Consider the following 19,075-nt stretch of genomic DNA (forward strand, 5'->3'; position numbering starts at 1 on the left):
GGCTCTTAAACAGAGCAAGCCTTATTACTCAGCTTCAGCGAAAGTTTCTTCAGCCTGCTGAGCCAGGTCCTGAGAGCGACCTTCACGTACAGTGGCAGCCACTGCAGTCAGGTACAGGCTAACAGCACGGATCGCATCGTCATTACCTGGGATAATGAAGTCAACGCCGTCTGGATCAGAGTTGGTATCAACGATAGAAAACACCGGGATACCCAGATTGTTTGCTTCTTTGATAGCAATGTGTTCGTGGTCGGCATCGACAACAAACAGTGCATCTGGCAGGCCGCCCATGTCTTTGATACCGCCCAGGCTGTTTTCCAGCTTGGCCAGTTCACGAGCGCGCATCAGCGCTTCTTTCTTGGTCAGTTTGTCAAAAGTGCCATCCTGAGACTGAATTTCCAGATCTTTCAGACGTTTGATTGACTGACGAACGGTTTTCCAGTTGGTCAGCATGCCACCCAACCAGCGGTGGTTAACGAAGAACTGGTCGCAGCTCAGAGCGTGCTCTTTTACCGCTTCGCTTGCAGCGCGCTTGGTACCAACGAACAGGATCTTACCTTTACGGGAAGAGATCTTGCTCAACTCGGCCAGGGCTTCGTTGAACATTGGTACGGTTTTCTCAAGGTTGATGATGTGAACTTTGTTACGAGCGCCAAAGATGAATGGCTTCATTTTCGGGTTCCAGTAACGGGTCTGGTGACCAAAGTGTACACCGGCCTGGAGCATGTCGCGCATGGAAACAGTTGCCATGATTACCTCTATATATAGTTTGGGGTTAAGCCTCCACGTATCCCTGGCAACCGACCCGTCGGCTCTTTTGAACCAGCAGGGCACCCCGGCCCAGGTATCGATACGTGTGTGTTATTTACACATAGTGAGATTTATGCGTTTCTCCGCTACATTGAATTCAATGTACAGAGAATCGTCGGCGCGCTTTATACCATAAAGTCGCCATTGAAGCCAACTCTTGTTGCTTTATCAACGCCGCGCCGCCTGGTTATCAAACTCCAATTGGCAGCGTCCTGGTGGGCTGCTACCATTGCCCCACTCTCATTATTATTGTCGAAAATGACGACAAATGCGGACCGAATGAATGGCAATTTCAATAAAAACCCCTGAAGAGATCGAAAAAATGCGCGTGGCCGGTCGCCTGGCCGCCGAAGTTCTTGAGATGATTGCAGAACACGTTGTCCCCGGCGTCAGCACCGCTGAACTGGACCGTCTGTGCCACGATCATATCGTCAACAAACAGCACGCGGTTTCCGCCTGTCTCGGCTATCATGGCTTCCCTAAATCAGTGTGCATCTCGGTCAACGAAGTGGTGTGCCATGGCATCCCGAGCGACGATAAAATCCTCAAGGATGGCGATATCGTCAATATCGATGTCACGGTGATTAAAGAGGACTATCACGGCGATACATCCACCATGTTTATCGTTGGCAAACCAACCATTCAAGGCGAACGCCTGTGTCGGGTCACTCAGGAGAGTCTGTACCTTGCCTTGCGCATGGTCAAACCCGGCATCCGCCTGCGAACCCTGGGCCGCGAGATCCAGAAGTTTGTTGAAGCACAGGACTTCTCGGTGGTGCGCGAATACTGCGGTCACGGCATCGGCAAGGGCTTCCATGAAGAGCCTCAGGTGTTGCATTACGATGCCGATGATGGCGGCGTGGTATTACAGCCGGGCATGGCGTTCACCATTGAACCGATGGTCAATGCAGGCGACTATCGCATCCGCAGCATGAAAGATGGCTGGACGGTGAAAACCAAAGACCGCAGCTTGTCCGCGCAGTACGAACACACTATCGTGGTCACTGAAAACGGTTGTGAAATAATGACGTTGCGTAAAGATGACACCATTCCGGCGGTTCTGACGCACCAAGGCTGACATACCGAAGCGGGCCTGGTACGGACCACGTACACGTTATGCAATATTAAGCCGGCCGCCGCCGGCTTTTTTTTATCTCTTCGGAGCGGTGAAATGAATAAAGAAGTGACGGAAATCAGCATCCTGAAAAAACTCACCAAAGCCCCGCGACGCTGGGATGATCGGGAGCTGAACCGCGATAAGCTGCGGCATCACCTTGATACTTTCCAGCAGCACCTCGCCACCGCTTTCGACGCCGGCCAGGATGCGGAAAGCCTGATTGCAGCCCGTACCCTGTTTATTGACCGCCTGCTGCGCCGCCTGTGGCGTTTCTTTGGTTTCCCGGAAAAAGAGGGCATAGTCCTGGTGGCGGTTGGCGGCTACGGCCGTGGTGAGCTGCATCCGCTGTCCGATATTGATGTGCTGATCCTCAGTCGCCAACCGCTGTCCGACAGTGATGCCCAACGCGCCAGTGAACTGCTGACGCTGATGTGGGATTTAAAGCTGGAAGTTGGCCACAGCGTGCGTACGCTGGAAGAGTGCCTGCTTGAGGGGCTTTCCGATCTGACCGTGGCCACAAACCTGATCGAATCACGCATGCTCACCGGCGATCTGGCGCTGTTCCTTGAAATGCAGAAAAACGTTTTCAGCGACGGATTCTGGCCATCTGACCGCTTTTTCGCGGCCAAAATCGCCGAGCAGAGGGAGCGTCACCAGCGCTACCACGGCACCAGCTATAATCTGGAGCCGGATATCAAAAGCAGCCCCGGCGGCCTGCGCGACATCCACACCCTGCTATGGGTGGCACGACGCCATTTTGGCGCAACCTCGATGGTTGAGATGGTCGGTTTCGGTTTTCTCACCGAAGCGGAACGCAATGAACTGAACGAATGCCAGAGTTTCCTGTGGCGCATCCGTTTTGCCCTGCATCTATCCCTGGTACGTTACGATAACCGCCTGCTGTTTGACCGCCAGCTCAACGTCGCCCGGCGCCTGAACTATCAGGGCGAAAGTAATGAACCGGTCGAACGCATGATGAAGGATTTCTTTCGCGTAACGCGCCGCGTGAGTGAACTGAATCAGATGCTGTTGCAGCTGTTTGACGAGGCAATCCTCGCGCTGGGCGCTGACGAAAAGCCGCGTGCAATAGATGATGAATTTCAGCTGCGCGGTGCGCTGATAGACTTGCGCGACGAAACGCTATTTACCCGCCAGCCGGAAGCGATCATGCGCATGTTTTATACCATGGTGCGCACACCGCAAATCACCGGCATTTATTCCACTACCCTGCGCCATTTGCGCCATGCACGCCGTCATCTGAAAAGGCCGCTCTGCGCCATTGCTGAGGCGCGCGAGCTGTTTATGGCGATATTGCGTCATCCCGGAGCCGTCAGCCGCGCACTGCTGCCAATGCATCGGCACAGCGTGCTCTGGGCGTATATGCCGCAATGGAGCAGTATTGTCGGCCAGATGCAGTTTGACCTGTTCCACGCCTATACCGTGGATGAACACACCATCCGCGTATTGCAGAAGCTGGAAAGCTTCGCCGATGAAAGCGTCCGTCCGCGTCACCCCTTGTGCGTTGAGCTGTGGCCGCGCCTGCCCCAGCCGGAGCTGCTGCTCATGGCGGCGCTGTTCCATGATATCGCCAAAGGACGTGGAGGCGATCACTCGATCCTCGGCGCTCAGGACGCGCTGGAATTTGCCGAAATGCACGGCCTGAATTCGCGCGAAACGCAGCTGGTTGCCTGGCTGGTACGCCACCATCTGTTGATGTCGGTCACCGCGCAGCGCCGCGATATCCAGGACCCAAGCGAGATCCAGCAGTTCGCGGAAGCGATGCAAAATGAGAACCGGCTGCGCTATCTGGTCTGCCTGACGGTGGCGGATATCTGCGCCACCAATGAAACCCTGTGGAACAGCTGGAAACAGAGTCTGTTGCGCGAACTCTTCTTCGCCACCGAGAAACAGCTGCGCCGTGGCATGGAAAACAGCCCGGATCTGCGCGAGCGCGTGCGTCATCATCGCCTGCAGGCGCTTGCGCTGCTGCGCATGGATAACATCGACGAACAGGCGCTGCATCGAATCTGGGGGCGCTGCCGCGCCGATTACTTCCTGCGCCACACGCCGAACCAGCTGGCCTGGCACGCGCGCCACCTGCTGGTTCACGATCTTGGCAAACCGCTGGTTCTGGTCAGCCCGCTGGCCACGCGCGGCGGCACCGAGATTTTTATCTGGAGCCCGGACAGGCCGTATCTGTTTGCCGCTGTCGTCGGGGAGTTGGAACGGCGTAATCTTAGCGTCCACGATGCCCAGATTTTTACCAGCCGCGACGGCATGGCAATGGACACCTTCATCGTGCTGGAGCCGGACGGCAGCCCACTGGCGACCGACCGTCATGAAGCAACGCGCCATGCGCTGGAACAGGCCATCTGTCAGACGGACTGGCAGCCCCCCCGTGCCCGCCGTCAGTCAGCGCGTCTGAGGCACTTTAACGTGGAAACAGCGGTGAACTTTCTCCCCACCCATACCGACAGACGTACCTATCTGGAATTAGTGGCACTCGATCAGCCCGGTTTTCTGGCCCGCGTTGGCGAAGTCTTCGCCGATTTAGGCGTGTCACTTCATGGTGCACGCATCAGTACCATCGGTGAACGCGTCGAGGACTTGTTTATTCTCGCCGACAGCGAACGGCGTGCGCTAAACACAGAATTGCGCGAAGTATTGCAACAACGGTTGACAAAGGCACTGAATCCAAACGATAAAGTGTGAGTCCAATTCACTTTTTAACAGCGCCACCGCCGATCCCGCTCAGGTGGGATCGTCATTTTCAACAGCGGCTGGCAAAAACCAGGAAGAGACAAACTATGCAACAGTTACAGAATGTTATTGAAGCGGCCTTCGAGCATCGGGCTAACATCACCCCGACCAACGCCGATGCGGCCATCCGTGACGCGGTCAATCAGGCTATCGCCCTGCTGGACAGCGGCACTCTGCGCGTCGCCGAGAAGATCGACGGCCAGTGGGTTATCCACCAGTGGCTGAAGAAAGCGGTTCTGCTCTCATTCCGCATCAATGACAATCAGGTAATGGAAGGTGCAGAGAGTCGTTTTTACGACAAAGTGCCGATGAAATTCGCTAATTACGATGAAGCGCGATTCAAAAAAGAAGGCTTCCGTGTGGTGCCACCAGCGGCGGTACGCCAGGGAGCATTCATTGCCCGTAACACCGTACTGATGCCCTCTTACGTCAACATTGGCGCTTATGTCGATGAAGGCTCGATGATTGATACCTGGGCCACCGTGGGTTCCTGTGTACAAATTGGTAAAAACGTTCACCTGTCCGGCGGCGTTGGCATCGGTGGCGTGCTGGAGCCATTACAGGCAAATCCAACCATCATTGAAGATAACTGCTTTATCGGTGCACGCTCTGAAATCGTAGAAGGGGTGATCGTGGAAGAGGGTTCAGTGATCTCGATGGGCGTATATATTGGCCAGAGTACTAAAATCTATGACCGCGAAACCGGTGAAGTGCATTACGGCCGCGTTCCGGCTGGCTCAGTAGTGGTTTCCGGCAGCCTGCCTTCAAAAGATGGCAGCTACAGCCTGTATTGCGCAGTGATTGTAAAAAAAGTGGACGCCAAAACGCTGAGTAAAACCGGCCTCAACGAACTACTTCGTACCATCGACTGATCCCATCAGCGGGCCACCTGCGTGGCCCGTCCCCCTATGTAACGCCAGCTTTACAATCCTGCATGCAACAACCTCTTTCACGCGGCGAAACGGGTGATGCTATTGTGCACAATCTGATCCATAATCCGCGCCATTCAGCGCTATGGCGCTCCCCCGATTCGTTTTTTTGCATTTTTACTTATACTGACTTGAGTATGGGACGAGCGGGCCAGGCAAAGACCAGGCTCATCGCTGCCGTAACCTACATGAAATACGTGAGGAGTGCGAGCACAGTACAACGCCGTCTATGCCCCGCGCAGCCGAAACGACAATCTCCCGCATAAGGAACAAACCATGTATGACAATTTGAAAGGGTTGGGCATTGCTTCACCTGAAGATATCGACCGCTACAGCCTGCGCCAGGAAGCCAGTCATGACATCCTGAAAATTTATTTCCGTAAGGATAAAGGCGAATTCTTCGCTAAAAGCGTGAAATTCAAATATCCACGCCAGCGTAAAACCGTGGTGGCAGATAACGCCAGCCAGGGCTATAAAGAAGTGCAGGAGATCAGCCCGAATCTGCGCTATGTGATCGATGAACTCGATCAGATTTGTCAGCAGGATCGCATGGAAGTCGATCTGAAACGCAAAATACTGGATGACCTGCGCCATCTGGAAAGCGTGGTCTCTAACAAGATCGCAGAAATTGAATCGGATCTTGAGAAGCTGACCCGCAACGGCCGTTAATACCAACGGACAAAAAAAACGGTGCCAGCCGGCACCGTGTTGTTATCTGTCTTATGCGACTGACCGGTAACGGGATTGCGCGCACGGCGACCGTCACTGCATCAGCAGATAAATAGAGCTGTCTCCGCGCTTAATACTCAATGCCAGAACCGAAGGTTTACTGTCGAGAATTTTGCGCAGTTCACCCAGGTTGGTAACCGTATGCTGGTTAACGCCCAGAATAATATCGTCTTTCTTCAGGCCGATACGCGCCGCAGCAGAACCCGCTTTCAGATTATCGACTTTAACGCCCTTCACCCCTTTGACATCGTAATTACTCAGGTCAGCCCCTTCAATACCGGTATAAATGGTGGCGGAATCTACTTTCGCCGCGCTGCTTTGTTGCAACGCCAGGTTAACCTTAATCGGCTTACCGTCGCGGATCAGGCCCAGCTCCATTTTGGTGCCTACCGGCAGCGAACCCACCTGAGCACGCAGTGCGGCAAAGCTGGAGATCGGCTTGTTATTGATCGAAACAATGACGTCACCCGCCTGAATTCCGGCCTGAGCCGCTGAAGACTTCGGCAACACCTGGCTGACAAACGCGCCACGTTGAGCATCCACTTTCATCGCTTTCGCCAGCTCAGAGTTCAGCTCGGTACCGATGATGCCCAGCTCTCCGCGCTTAACCTGCCCGTACTCTACCATCTGAGCGCTCAGATTTTTCACCATGTTAGACGGGATCGCGAAGCCAATACCAATATTGCCGCCGTCCGGGGCCAGAATTGCGGTGTTAATCCCAATCAGTTCACCGTTCAGATTAACCAACGCGCCACCGGAGTTGCCACGGTTAATGGCGGCGTCAGTCTGGATAAAGTTTTCGTAGTTCTCGACATTCAGGCCACTACGACCCAGCGCAGAAACGATGCCTGAAGTCACGGTTTCCCCCAAACCATAAGGGTTACCGATAGCCACGGTGTAATCCCCCACGCGCAGATTGTCGCTGTCGGCGATCTTAATAGCGGTCAGGTTTTTAGCTTCTTTCAGCTGGATCAATGCGATATCAGATCGGGGATCTTTGCCGATCACCTTCGCATCATATTTGCGGCCGTCGCTCAGCTGTACCTGAATTTTTGTTGCATTATCAACAACGTGATTGTTGGTGACCACATAACCTTTCGCCGCGTCAATCACCACGCCGGAGCCAAGCGCCTGGAATTTTTGCTGCTGGCTGTCTGCGCCATCGGTGCCGTTACCGCCGGGCAAGCCCCCCTGGCACAGCGGCGATCCGAGGAAGGGAGAGCCCTCCTGGCAGAACGGGGAATTGCCACCAAAGAACTGTTGAAACTGCTGGAACTGTTGGGACTGCTGCGCCCGGCGCGGCGCCGCCCCCTCAACGTTAATGCTAACCACGGATGGCATGACTGTTTCAAGCATCGGCGCCAGACTGGGTAATTGTTGGCTGTTTGAAGAGGACGAAGAGGCGGTTTCGGCCGCGCTGGCCGCTAAGGGGTTTAACGCCAGACCCAGGCTTAAAGCCAGTGCACTCAGAACTAACGTATTCTTTTTCATTGGGCGGATTCTCAAGTGATTCAATAAAGTCACAGTCAGGTCGGTTGTGAAGAATGAGATTCATATGGTTGCGCTAAGTTCATGTTTCAAGATAAAGAATAAGTAAAAAAATATTGTTCATCTTTACAAAACTTAGCGCACCGCAATTTACTCCACCGCCATCATGCGTCGGTACTCATCCCATGCATACAAATCAGTCATACCGCTAATATAATCCTGTAACAGGCGCACACGATAATAGTATTCCCAAATTTCCTCTTCCTGCTGATTTTTATCCAGTTGCTCCACGGCTTCGCTGTAGGCAAGACGAAAGCGTGAAGAAAGTTTATGGAAAAGACGGGTTTCAATCGGATATCCTTTCAAATAATCCCTCGCCGCCAGTTCACGGAACTCTTCTCGCGTCAATAATAATAACGGCCGGTAAATATCTAACAAACCGCGGATCACCCGGTCGCCCTGTAATTCCAGCTGCTCGACGTCAGGATGATTAAATACATGACGAAAGGCCACTTTTTTGAAAATATCCAGCAGTTGGCTGTGAGGACTGCAGTCTTCCAGCAGCGCCTCGTTAAACTCACCGCGATAAACCGCCGGCAGATTATCAATAAAACGATCGGCGGCATAAGGCACCAGTTGCGCCACGGTATTGACGCGTAAATACATAAAGAACTGATCTTCACTATAGCAATGGGGCTGCTGGCTACGCGACTTATCCAGCGCGCTGGTGACCACGCTGGCAAACAGATCGCCCGGCTGGTGGTTCGGCCAGATCTGAAAGAGAAATTGATACAGCTGTTCTACGGTGAAAATATTTTTCTCCACCGCATCTTCCAGGTCCGCTACGCAATAAGAGATATCGTCGGCCGCTTCCATAATATAAGTCAGCGGAAAACGGCAGTACGGCTGAATGTCTAACTCTTCCCGGAGTTTAGCGATAAATTGTTCTTCAGCAAGGTAGAACCCTGGCTTTTTCATTAAATAATCGTGGCTGGCGGGGATCGGGCTGCTCTGCCAGGCTGGCCGGGTGTATTTCAAAATGCAGCCCACCTGCGCCCAGGTCAGATTCATTTTCATCAACGTGTGCACTATGCGGATGGCCTGGGCATTACCTTCGAAGTGCGCCAGATCCTGACGAACCTTCGCGCGCAGCGGATCCAGTCCGTCATCCTGATGATGTAATACCCGTGGAACGCAGCGGTCTTCACGCCCGCTTTCCGGCAGCCAGCTCGCGTCCAGCTGCTGGCAGAACCAGTCGTTAATCGCCGATTCGCCAAAATGCCCGAACGGTGGGTTACCGATGTCGTGCATCAGGCAAGCCATCTCGACAATGCTTTCGAACGGAGCGGTGAGCTGCGCCAGCCCGAGGGATCCCAGCCGCCCTGCCTCCTGCAGTCGCGTCAGCACTTCTTTGGCAATATAGCGCCCGACCTGCTGCACTTCCAGCGAATGGGTCAGTCTGGTGCGCACCGCCGCATTGCGCTCCAGCGGAAAAACCTGAGTTTTCTGCTGCAGGCGACGAATTGCCGCTGAATTGATGATGCGACCACGGTCGCTCTCAAAGATGCGCAAAATCTCATGCTCGTTTTTTACTCCCTTGTCGGGCCGATAGCAACGCTGCCAGTTGATTTTGCTGCGAAAGTCGATACCGGTCATCTCTTGCTCCCTTTGATTTAAGACGCCACGAAAGCCGCAGAGCAGATCTCTGTTCAGCAGCCATGATAGACTATGCGCCGAAATGAATGGCAAATTCCACTAATTCAGAGAGTATCACTATGAAAGCAGGCATTATTGGTGCGATGGAACAGGAAGTGACGCTGCTGCGTGACAAGATTGAAAACCGTCAAACTCTGACGCTGGCAGGCTGCGAAATTTACACCGGTACCTTGAATGGCGTAGAAGTTGCCCTGCTGAAATCGGGCATTGGTAAAGTCTCTGCGGCGCTGGGCACCACCCTGCTGCTTCAGTTGTGCAAGCCGGATGTGGTGATTAACACCGGTTCCGCGGGCGGCCTGGCCGCAACGCTGAAGGTAGGGGATATCGTGGTTTCAGACGAAGTACGCTATCACGATGCCGACGTCACCGCGTTTGGTTATGAAGCGGGCCAGATGGCAGGCTGCCCGGCCGCCTTTAAAGCCGACGAGAAGTTGATCAGCGCGACAGAGCAGTGTATCAGTGAGCTGAATCTGCATGCGGTGCGCGGTCTGGTGGTCAGTGGTGATGCCTTTATCAACGGCGCGGCCCCGCTGGCACATATTCGCAACACTTTCCCGCTGGCGATAGCGGTTGAAATGGAAGCAACCGCCATCGGTCATGTCTGCCACCAGTTTGCTACGCCGTTTGTCGTGGTGCGCGCTATCTCCGACGTGGCGGACCAGCAGTCACATCTCAGCTTTGATGAGTTCCTGGCGGTAGCGGCAAAACAGTCATCACTGCTGGTCGAAACCCTGCTAGCCCGCCTGACCCGGGGCTAGTCGCCCTCCCCTGTGACTGCCGTGGCAGCCCTTCCCGCCACGGCTGGTAGCCCCCTGCTGGCTAACGTGCGCAATTGACCCACAATAATCCGTGATAAGAACTGGCTCAATCGCGGCGGAACGCGTATGATGCGAACTGCGCAAAAAATGAGCGGTAAGCTATCGTAGTCTGAACCGCCTGAAGCGTGAAATCATCATCTTGATAAGTGATTAAAGATCTCTGAAAAATAGTCGTTAACTCAATGACCAGCGGTATTGCCGCTTATTAAAATACAAAGCTTCTGCTTTTTTTGACTTAAAACGCCAGGAAATACCCGCATGAAAACTGTTTATCTGGCTCTCGGGCTGATGATAACGGGTCATGCCTATGCTGCCAGCATCACCGGCAGCATAGGCGTGTCTTTGGTCATCTACTCAGAGTGCAGTATCGACGGCAATAACCCGTCTGCCCATACCATTCCCTGTGCAAAACGTACTGAAACACAGCCCAAAATCACCCACAACCTGCTAAAACGCGATGCAAAAACCGGGCGGCAGGAAAACTTAGTTACCGTTGAATGGTAAAAAAAAAGCTTCCTGGTCGCTACGAACAGGAAGCTTTTTCTCAATAATCATCACGTTACAGTCAAAGCATTCGTGAAAAATGCCCGACCGCTGACGTAACGCCATCAGATACTGAATGACGAGCCACACCCGCAGGTGGTTTTGGCATTCGGGTTAGTGACGATAAAACGTGAACCCTCCAGCCCTTCGGTATAATCCACCGAACCGCCCACCAGATATTGCAGGCTCATCGGGTCAACCACCAGCGCCACGCCCGATTTCTCAATGGTCATATCCCCTTCATTGATTTTGTCGTCAAAGGTAAAACCGTACTGGAAGCCGCTGCAGCCACCGCCGGTGATATACACGCGCAGCTTCAGGTCCGGGTTGTTCTCATCGGAAATCAGGTTTTTGACTTTACTGGCCGCAGCATCAGTAAATTGCAGGGGCAGTGCTACATCGTCAGTCATTGCAAACTCCAGTGTTCGTACAGGCCGGGTGCCTGACAGGTCATTATTCGACCATAATTGCGCTCATTATCTAATAGCCAGATACAGCAATCAAGTGTTGCCGCCCCCGGCGCGCATGCCTGATCAGACGATAGCACAGCATGACACTTCCTCAGTGATAAAATAATGGCGACCAAATCTTGCCTTAGCACAGCGGCCTTTCGCCGGACGGTGAAGTTCCCTTAGAATAGAGGCGTTTTTACCCCAACGATCAGGAGCGGTTCCATGAGTAAGTCTGAAAACCTGTACGCTCAGGCGCAGCAGTTCATCCCCGGCGGCGTTAATTCCCCGGTGCGTGCCTTTAACGGCGTGGGCGGCGTGCCGCTGTTTATCGAGCGTGCCAACGGGGCTTACCTGTATGACGCTGACGGTAAAGCCTATGTTGACTACGTCGGCTCATGGGGGCCAATGGTGCTGGGCCATAACCACCCGGCGATCCGCCATGCGGTGATCGAGGCGGCCGAACGCGGTCTTAGCTTCGGCGCACCTACTGAGATGGAAGTCAAAATGGCCGCGCTGGTCACCGGGCTGGTGCCGACGATGGATATGGTACGCATGGTCAACTCAGGCACCGAAGCCACGATGAGCGCCATCCGTCTGGCGCGTGGCTTTACCCACCGCGACAAAATCATTAAGTTTGAGGGCTGTTATCACGGTCATGCCGACTGTCTGCTGGTGAAAGCCGGTTCCGGCGCATTAACTCTCGGCCAGCCGAACTCCCCCGGCGTACCGGCGGACTTCGCCAAACATACGCTGACCTGCACCTATAACGATCTCGCCTCGGTACGGGATGCCTTCAAACAGTACCCGGAGGAAATCGCCTGCATTATCGTCGAGCCGGTGGCCGGCAATATGAACTGCGTGCCGCCGCTGCCAGAGTTCCTGCCGGGGCTGCGCGCGCTGTGCGATGAATTTGGCGCGCTGCTGATTATCGATGAAGTGATGACCGGCTTCCGCGTGGCGCTGGCCGGCGCTCAGGCTTATTATGGCGTCGAGCCGGATCTGACCTGCCTCGGCAAAATCATCGGCGGCGGGATGCCGGTGGGGGCATTTGGTGGTCGCCGCGAAGTGATGGAAGCGCTGGCGCCCGGTGGCCCGGTTTATCAGGCCGGTACGCTGTCGGGCAACCCGATTGCGATGGCCGCGGGCTTTGCCTGCCTGACTGAAGTCGCCCGGCCCGGCACGCATGCGACCCTGACCGAACTGACCAACCAGCTGGCTGACGGCCTGCTGGCGGCAGCGAAAGCCGAAAACATCCCGCTGGTGGTCAACCACGTTGGCGGCATGTTCGGGCTGTTCTTTACCGATGCCGCCAGCGTGACCCGCTATGCCGACGTGACGCGCTGTGACGTCGAGCGCTTTAAACGTTTCTTCCATCTGATGCTGGCAGAAGGCGTTTATCTGGCACCGTCGGCATTTGAAGCTGGATTTATGTCGCTGGCACACGGCCCGGCGGATATTCAGCACACGGTCGATGCCGCCCGCCGCAGCTTCGCCAAACTGTAATCTCACGAGGCGGACGGCAACAGGCCGCCCGCCGCGCTGCCTCAGACCTTACGTAGCAGATAGATAAAGTACGGGGCGCCAATAAAGGTGGCCAGCAGCCCTGCCGGGATCTGATCCGGGAACGACAACATCCGTCCGCACCAGTCCGCCATCACCATCAGCCCGCCGCCCAATAATGCCGCCATCACCTGCTGTGGTAATGCGCGCCGGAAGCCCAGCATCCGTGCCATATGGGGCGCCATCAGCCCGACAAAACTCAACGGACCGATAGTCAGGGTCGCCGCTGCCGTCAATCCTGCTGCCAACAGGAGTAAGGCCAGACGTGACGGCGTCAGCGCCATCCCCACCGCACGAGCGGTAACGCCTCCCAGCGGCAGAATGGTCAGCCAGCGACGGCACAGCGGCACCACTGCCAGCAGCAGCAGGGCGATAACCAGCGTGCGTTGCGCCTGTAAAGCATCAACAGGGTAGGTGGAACCCGACATCCACGCCATGATGCCCCGCATACGCGGGTCGCCGCTGGCCAGCAGCAGCATCATCAGGGTGGTGAATGCGGTACTGAGCGCCATTCCGGCCAGCAGCATGCGCTCGGGCGAGAAACCACCGCGCCCGGCGGCGACAGAGATAATTAACAACGTTAAGGCGGCCCCCAGGCTGCCGGCCGGCAGCAGCCAGCCAAAAGCATCACCGGGGACGATAAACAGCATGATGACCACGCCAAAGGCCGCCCCGGAGCTGATCCCCAGCACTTCCGGGCTGGCCATCGGGTTGCCGGTCAAACGCTGTACCACGCAGCCCGCCACGCCCAGCATCATGCCGGTTGCCAGCGCCGCCACCAGCCGTGGCCCCCGCCACGGCAGCAGCTGCTGCCACAGTTCGCCGCTGGCCCATACCCAGCCGTCGGCGCTGCGGCCAACGCTTAGCGCCGCCGCTATCAACAGCAGCAGAATGCCCCCGCCCAACAGCGCCCACCACAGCACCCGCTGGCGTTCGTCAGGCACTTTGTCGCCAAGATCCAGCGCCGGAGGCTGCGCTGCGCTGCGCAGACGCGGCAGCAGCCACAGCAGCAGGGGCGCGCCGATAACCGCAGTCACCGTCCCGGTAGAGATCTCCCCGATACGACCGGTTAACCACAGCACTGACTGATCCGCCAGCCATAGCAGCAGCGCCCCGATCAACGGTGCAGCCATCAGACGGCCGAACAGGCGACGGAAGCCGAGCATTCTTGCCAGCAGCGGTGAAAACAGCCCGACAAAACCGATAATCCCGGCGGCGTTGACCAGCGCAGCACTGAGCACAATTGCCAACGCCAGCGTGGCAATACGCGCCAGCGAAATCGCCAACCCAAGGTTTTTGGCTACGCCGTCATCCAGCCCCATTAAGGTCATCGGCCGCAGTAACAGCAGCGTCAGTAGCAGCCCGCACAGCAGATACGGCCAGAGGAACGCCACGCGGCTCCAGTCCATCTGATTCAGCGAACCGCTGCTCCAGAGAAACATATTCTGTAACTGGTCGTGATTAAAGATGGCAACGATCTGATTGACCGCACCGCAGTAGAGCGATACCACCAGTCCGGCCAGGATCAGCGTGACCGGTGACAGGCGTTTTCCCCAGGCAACGCCAAACACAATCACTCCGACCAGCACCGCGCCGATCAGCGCCGCCAGCGGCTGCGGCACCACGTTTGCGGCGGCTCCCCACAGGGTAACCACCGTCAGCCCCAGCTGAGCGCCGCTGGCAACGCCAAGAGTCGCTGGCTCTGCCAGCGGATTACGCAGCACCTGCTGAAACAGCAGCCCGGCCAGCCCCAAACCGGCTCCGACTAACAGCGACAGCGTCAGACGCGGCAGCAGGCTGTAATGAAACACCATCTGCTCGATATGGTTGCTATCGGGAGAACTGAGCGCGTTGAGCCACCGTGTAACGGGCAAATGTTGTTGCAGGTTAAACAGGGTCAACGCCAGCGCCGCAATAAACAACAGCGGCAGCAGCAGCAGTGACAGACCAGACGGACGCATCATTCCTCCCCCGCCACACGGTCAAGGCAATGGATAAACCGCATTGCCGACAGCGTGGCACCATAGAACCAGACGCGCGGCACCTGCCTGAAACGCCGTTCACGCACGAACGGCATCGACTGCCACAGCGCGCTGGCGCTGACCTGCTGCATCAGCTTCTCGTTGCCGTGTTCGAAGCAGATAGCTTCTACATCGCCCAGCTTTGCCAGCCTTTCAATACCAATCACCGCACTTCCCCAAAACGTTTTCTCACCCTTCCAGGCGTTTTCCAGCCCGAGGTGATCCATGACTTCCTGGAACAGGCCATTGGCAGTAAACACAATGGCGTGACGCGCATCAAGGATCGACATCAGCAACAGCGGACGATGAGCACGGGTAGCCAGCCGCTGTTTAACCTGCTGCATCAGCGCATCCAGCTGCGCCAGGTGCGCCTGTGCCTGTGGCACGCGGTCGATACGATTTGCCAGCGCCATCAGCGCATGGCGTGCGCCGGTCAACGGTTTACCGCTACCGTCGTTGAAAGCAAAACCCATGCCCGGCGCAATACGCTGTAAACGCGCGGGATCGGGGCCGTATCCCTGTGAAAAAAGGATCAGTGACGGCTGCATCTGGGTGATCAGTTCAAGATTGGGTTCGCTACGCAGCCCGACATCCACCACCGACGGCGGCAGCTCGGGTTTGCCGACCCACAAACGGTAATTGTACAGCTCTGCCGCCCCCAGCGGCGTGACGCCCAGCGCCATCAGCAGTTCGAGCGGTAGCCACTCCAGCGCAATAACCCGCGGTTCGCCGGCGGCGTGCGCAACGCCGGGAAGCCGTGCCAGCAGCGGTGAAAAAGCCAGAGCCGTTAACAGACGGCGACGCGGTAAATCCGGCATCACGATATCAATCCTTAGTAAACAAAGCTGACCGGCGCCCCGCCCTGCGGGTGCGGTAAAATCCCCATCGGGATGCCGTATATCTGTTCCAGTACCGGAGCCTGCATGATGCTGCCAGGAGTACCCTGAGCAATCACCTCCCCGGCGCGCAGCGCGACCAGGCTGTCGCAGTAGCGGGCAGCCATATTGATATCGTGCAGCACGGCAATCACCGTCAGGCCGCGTTCACGACTGAGACGCTGGATCAGCGCCAGCACCTCAACCTGGTGGGCGATATCCAGCGCCGAAGTCGGCTCATCCAGCAGCAGGCAACGACTGTTCTGCGCCACCAGCATGGCAATCCATGCACGCTGCCGCTCTCCGCCGGACAGACTGTCCACCAGCCGCTGAGCGAAAGGTTTCAGCCCGACCAGAGCGATAGCCTCATCAACCCGCTGGCGATCTTCTGCGCCATAGCGCCCGAGCGCCCCGTGCCACGGATAGCGACCAATCGCCACCAGCTCGCGCACCGTCATCCCTTCGGCGGCAGGCAGCTGCTGGGGCAGATAGGCAACTTCACGGGCAAATGCCTTGCTGTGCCAGCCAGCCAGCGGCTGCTGGTTCAGCACTACCTGCCCCGCCGTAGCGGCATGATGGCGGCCAAGTATTTTCAGCAGGGTCGATTTCCCGGAGCCATTATGCCCGATCAGGCCACAGACTTTTCCGGCGGGAAAGGACAGCGACAGGGGCTGTAACAGGGTTCTGCCCGGAACGCTGAAGCTGACGTTATCCAGCGTGAAGGTGGTTTCTGTTGCGTGCGGTTGAGACATGGTTTTCTTCTGCCAGGCGGGCGCGGCGAACCGCGCCCGGTCAAAAAGTTAGAAACGGAAGGTCGCCGTACCGACGATTTGGCGCTCGGCCCCCCAGTAGCAGGCATGTTCGCGATAGCAGCTGGCGACATACTCGCGGTCAAACAGGTTGTTGACGTTAATCCCGATGGAGGAACCTGGCAAGCCAAAACGGGCCAGATCGTATTTCACCGCAGCATCAACCAGCGTATAACCGGCCACGTCAAAGTTCTGATTCTGATTATCACCATTGTCAATATTACCAACATTAGGGCGGTACAGCCCTTTGCTCGCGCCGATATAGCGTAGCCCTGTACCCAGCGTCAGGCCAGACAGCGCAGTCTGATTAAAGGTGTAATCCCCCAGAACGATGCCATATGCTTCGGCACCTGTACCGGAGTTTTACCCCGCAGATAGTTATCCTCGGTGTATTTCGCATCGGTATAGGTGTAAGAAGCGGTCACATTAACGTTGGCATTAACCGCCGCTTTGGCTTCAAATTCAACGCCGCGAGAGCGAATTTCGCCGCCCTGCACGCTGAACAGTGGCGCGGTCGGATCGCCCATCAGGTTATTGTTTTTGGTCAGCTGATAAACCGCACCGGTGATAACGACCGGCCGATCTTTCGGCACAAATTTCACCCCAGCTTCATACTGCTTCGCGCGTGATGGCTGGAACGTATCACCAGTAAGCGTGGTTCCGGCGTTGGGAATAAAGGATTCGCTGTAGCTGAAGTACGGGGCGATCCCGTTATCAAACACCTAATTCAAACCGCCGCGCCAGGTGAAAGCCTGGTCATGAGTCTTTTTCTCACTGCCGTTACGGTCAAACGCTGACATCATCAGGTAGTCGTAGCGGCCACCCAGCGTCAGTACCCAGCGGTCCCACTCCATCTGATCCTGCGCATACAGGCCCGTCTGCTACTGCTTATTCAGATACTGATAAGGGCTGTAAAGCGCGGTTGGCTGGTCGTTACCATACTGCGGGTTCAGGGCATCCAGCGGTGCCGCTGCGTCAAAAATGGCGTCAATATCGTTGCGCGAACGCTGATAATCCACGCCGGCCAGTAATGTGTGATCCCACTGCCCGGTGGCAAATTTAGCCTGGGCCTGGGTATCCACGGCAAACTGGTTGAGCTGCTCCTGAGAGCGCGCATAGCCACGATTGATGGTGTTATTGACGGTGTTCAGGCCATCGCCATAGATACTGAGATAATGAGTCCGCAACCGGGAGTAACGCAGATTCTGGCGCACCGTCCAGCTATCGTTCACGGCATGATCAACGCTGTAACCCACCATTTTCGTGTTGCGTGCGATTTTATTGCTGGCCTCGCCTTCATCGAAATGGGTCGGCAGCTTGTGCGGATTGCCGTTAGCATCGGTGATGGGCACCACGGTGCCCTCACGCGGTAGCCAGCCGTAGTAGCCGGTTTCTGGCTCATTCTGGAAATAGCTCAGGAAGGTAAAATTGGTCTTTTCATCCGGCTGCCAGCTAAAGGAAGGCGCAATGGTATAACGCTTCTCTTTGTTCATCTGCTGCTGGGCGTCCGCGCTGCGCGCCAGGCCGGTCAGACGGTAAGAGAACTCGCCGCTGTCGTCCAGCGCATCAGCGAAATCAAACCCGGTCGAAAACAGATTATCACTGCCCATCTTAAACTGTACTTCACGCTGGGTTTCGGTGGTCGGGCGCTTGCTGACCATCGCCAGCACGCCGCCGGGGTTACTCTTCCCATACAGCACCGATACCGGACCGCGCAGCAGCTCTGCACGCTCCAGGAAATACGGATCAATGGCAAATTCAGAGTAGTTATCAGCCTGTAGCTTCAGGCCATTGAGATACTGATTGGTGTTGGTTTCGCTGAAGCCGCGGATCGACAGAGCATCAATCACACTGGATGCCCCACGGTTACCGACCATTACCCCTGGCGTATAGCCCAACGCCTCTTTCACCGACGCGGGCTGATGAATATCCATCTCCTGGCGCGTCACGACCGAAACTGACTGCGGATTTTTCTCAATCGGCGTATCGGTTTTGGTCCCGGTAGCGCTGCGTTTCGCGGCAATGGTGGCGGACGGCCCCCAGGCGCTTTCCGCTGCCTCACTGCTGGCGTTAGCATTAACGGTGATGGTTTGCTCGGCGGCAATGGCCGCTCCGCTGGCCAAAGACAGGGCAATCAGCAGCGAAAGCGGGCGTTTGACCGGGTTAATAAATGAAAAAGGTGAGGATATTGTGCGCGTACTCGCCATGATCTTTCTCTGGTAAAAGAATTGTTGAATGGGAAACGAAACGATAATTATTCTTATAACGCCCGGATAATATGCGAAACGAAGCGCGTTCCGCAAGGAAAAACCCGTGGCAGGCGTGAGCTTCTGCTGCGGCATCTCAGGCCTGATTAAGCCTGACTCCGCCCGGTCTCAGAGGTGAAAATGCGGGTCACGGCAAAGAACGCCAACTGTCCTGACGGCGGATGCCATAACCCCCCCCCTC

General features: G+C 56.1%; 14 protein-coding genes and 1 pseudogene. 7 read left to right on the top strand and 8 right to left on the bottom strand.

Features of this window, described 5'->3' with window-relative positions:
* Positions 1–24: 24 nt before the first annotated feature.
* The gene (rpsB, locus tag JGC47_RS13105) at positions 25–750 is read right to left on the bottom strand and encodes a 30S ribosomal protein S2 (protein ID WP_004159477.1); all 726 of its coding nucleotides are present in this window, start codon (positions 748–750) and stop codon (positions 25–27) included.
* Between the two features lie 343 nt (positions 751–1,093).
* Here rpsB and map point away from each other — a divergent pair, with 343 nt between their 5' ends.
* The 4 genes from map (at position 1,094) to JGC47_RS13125 (ending at position 6,285) form a co-directional block, all read left to right on the top strand.
* Complete coding sequence (map, locus tag JGC47_RS13110) at positions 1,094–1,888, top strand: type I methionyl aminopeptidase (RefSeq protein WP_004159481.1); 795 nt, start codon at positions 1,094–1,096, stop codon at positions 1,886–1,888.
* Between the two features lie 93 nt (positions 1,889–1,981).
* Entirely contained in the window at positions 1,982–4,639 is a 2,658-nt protein-coding gene (gene glnD / locus JGC47_RS13115; protein ID WP_004159485.1) for a bifunctional uridylyltransferase/uridylyl-removing protein GlnD, read from the top strand.
* 95 nt (positions 4,640–4,734) lie between these two features.
* A complete protein-coding gene (gene dapD / locus JGC47_RS13120) occupies positions 4,735–5,559 on the top strand; it encodes a 2,3,4,5-tetrahydropyridine-2,6-dicarboxylate N-succinyltransferase (protein ID WP_004159486.1) in 825 nt (274 codons plus the stop codon).
* Between the two features lie 333 nt (positions 5,560–5,892).
* Positions 5,893–6,285: a DUF3461 family protein gene (locus JGC47_RS13125; RefSeq protein ID WP_004159487.1), complete on the top strand. Its 393-nt coding sequence runs from the start codon at positions 5,893–5,895 to the stop codon at positions 6,283–6,285.
* A 93-nt stretch (positions 6,286–6,378) separates the two neighbouring features.
* Here the strand turns inward: JGC47_RS13125 and degP are convergent, their stop codons facing one another.
* Positions 6,379–7,836, bottom strand: a complete 1,458-nt coding sequence (gene degP, locus JGC47_RS13130) for a serine endoprotease DegP (RefSeq protein ID WP_004159492.1) — start codon at positions 7,834–7,836, stop codon at positions 6,379–6,381.
* A 147-nt stretch (positions 7,837–7,983) separates the two neighbouring features.
* Positions 7,984–9,489: a dGTPase gene (gene dgt / locus JGC47_RS13135; protein WP_004159496.1), complete on the bottom strand. Its 1,506-nt coding sequence runs from the start codon at positions 9,487–9,489 to the stop codon at positions 7,984–7,986.
* 119 nt (positions 9,490–9,608) lie between these two features.
* Between dgt and mtnN the strand changes: the two genes are divergently transcribed.
* The gene (mtnN, locus tag JGC47_RS13140) at positions 9,609–10,307 is read left to right on the top strand and encodes a 5'-methylthioadenosine/S-adenosylhomocysteine nucleosidase (protein ID WP_013035891.1); all 699 of its coding nucleotides are present in this window, start codon (positions 9,609–9,611) and stop codon (positions 10,305–10,307) included.
* A gap of 318 nt (positions 10,308–10,625) precedes the next feature.
* Complete coding sequence (locus JGC47_RS13145; RefSeq protein ID WP_004164744.1) at positions 10,626–10,871, top strand: hypothetical protein; 246 nt, start codon at positions 10,626–10,628, stop codon at positions 10,869–10,871.
* 104 nt (positions 10,872–10,975) lie between these two features.
* On the opposite strand, the gene erpA is transcribed toward JGC47_RS13145, so the two are convergent.
* Positions 10,976–11,320, bottom strand: a complete 345-nt coding sequence (gene erpA, locus JGC47_RS13150; RefSeq protein WP_004159503.1) for an iron-sulfur cluster insertion protein ErpA — start codon at positions 11,318–11,320, stop codon at positions 10,976–10,978.
* Positions 11,321–11,584: 264 nt separating this feature from the next.
* On the opposite strand from erpA, the gene hemL reads away from it, so the two are divergent.
* On the top strand, positions 11,585–12,865 hold the full coding sequence (gene hemL, locus JGC47_RS13155) for a glutamate-1-semialdehyde 2,1-aminomutase (protein ID WP_004159504.1): 1,281 nt from the start codon (positions 11,585–11,587) through the stop codon (positions 12,863–12,865).
* Between the two features lie 41 nt (positions 12,866–12,906).
* On the opposite strand, the gene fhuB is transcribed toward hemL, so the two are convergent.
* The 4 genes and pseudogenes from fhuB to fhuA form a co-directional block, all read right to left on the bottom strand.
* A complete protein-coding gene (gene fhuB, locus JGC47_RS13160) occupies positions 12,907–14,883 on the bottom strand; it encodes a Fe(3+)-hydroxamate ABC transporter permease FhuB (protein ID WP_004159505.1) in 1,977 nt (658 codons plus the stop codon).
* The gene (fhuD, locus tag JGC47_RS13165; protein WP_004159509.1) at positions 14,883–15,761 is read right to left on the bottom strand and encodes a Fe(3+)-hydroxamate ABC transporter substrate-binding protein FhuD; all 879 of its coding nucleotides are present in this window, start codon (positions 15,759–15,761) and stop codon (positions 14,883–14,885) included. Before fhuD ends, fhuB begins: the two co-directional genes overlap by 1 nt.
* Positions 15,762–15,775: 14 nt before the next feature.
* Positions 15,776–16,570 (bottom strand): Fe3+-hydroxamate ABC transporter ATP-binding protein FhuC, encoded by a 795-nt coding sequence (gene fhuC, locus JGC47_RS13170; RefSeq protein WP_004159512.1) that lies wholly within the window; start codon positions 16,568–16,570, stop codon positions 15,776–15,778.
* Positions 16,571–16,618: 48 nt separating this feature from the next.
* Positions 16,619–18,834 (bottom strand): annotated as a pseudogene (gene fhuA, locus JGC47_RS13175) (ferrichrome porin FhuA).
* Between the last annotated feature and the right edge of the window lie 241 nt (positions 18,835–19,075).

The organism is Erwinia amylovora (assembly GCF_017161565.1).
Classification (GTDB): domain Bacteria; phylum Pseudomonadota; class Gammaproteobacteria; order Enterobacterales; family Enterobacteriaceae; genus Erwinia; species Erwinia amylovora.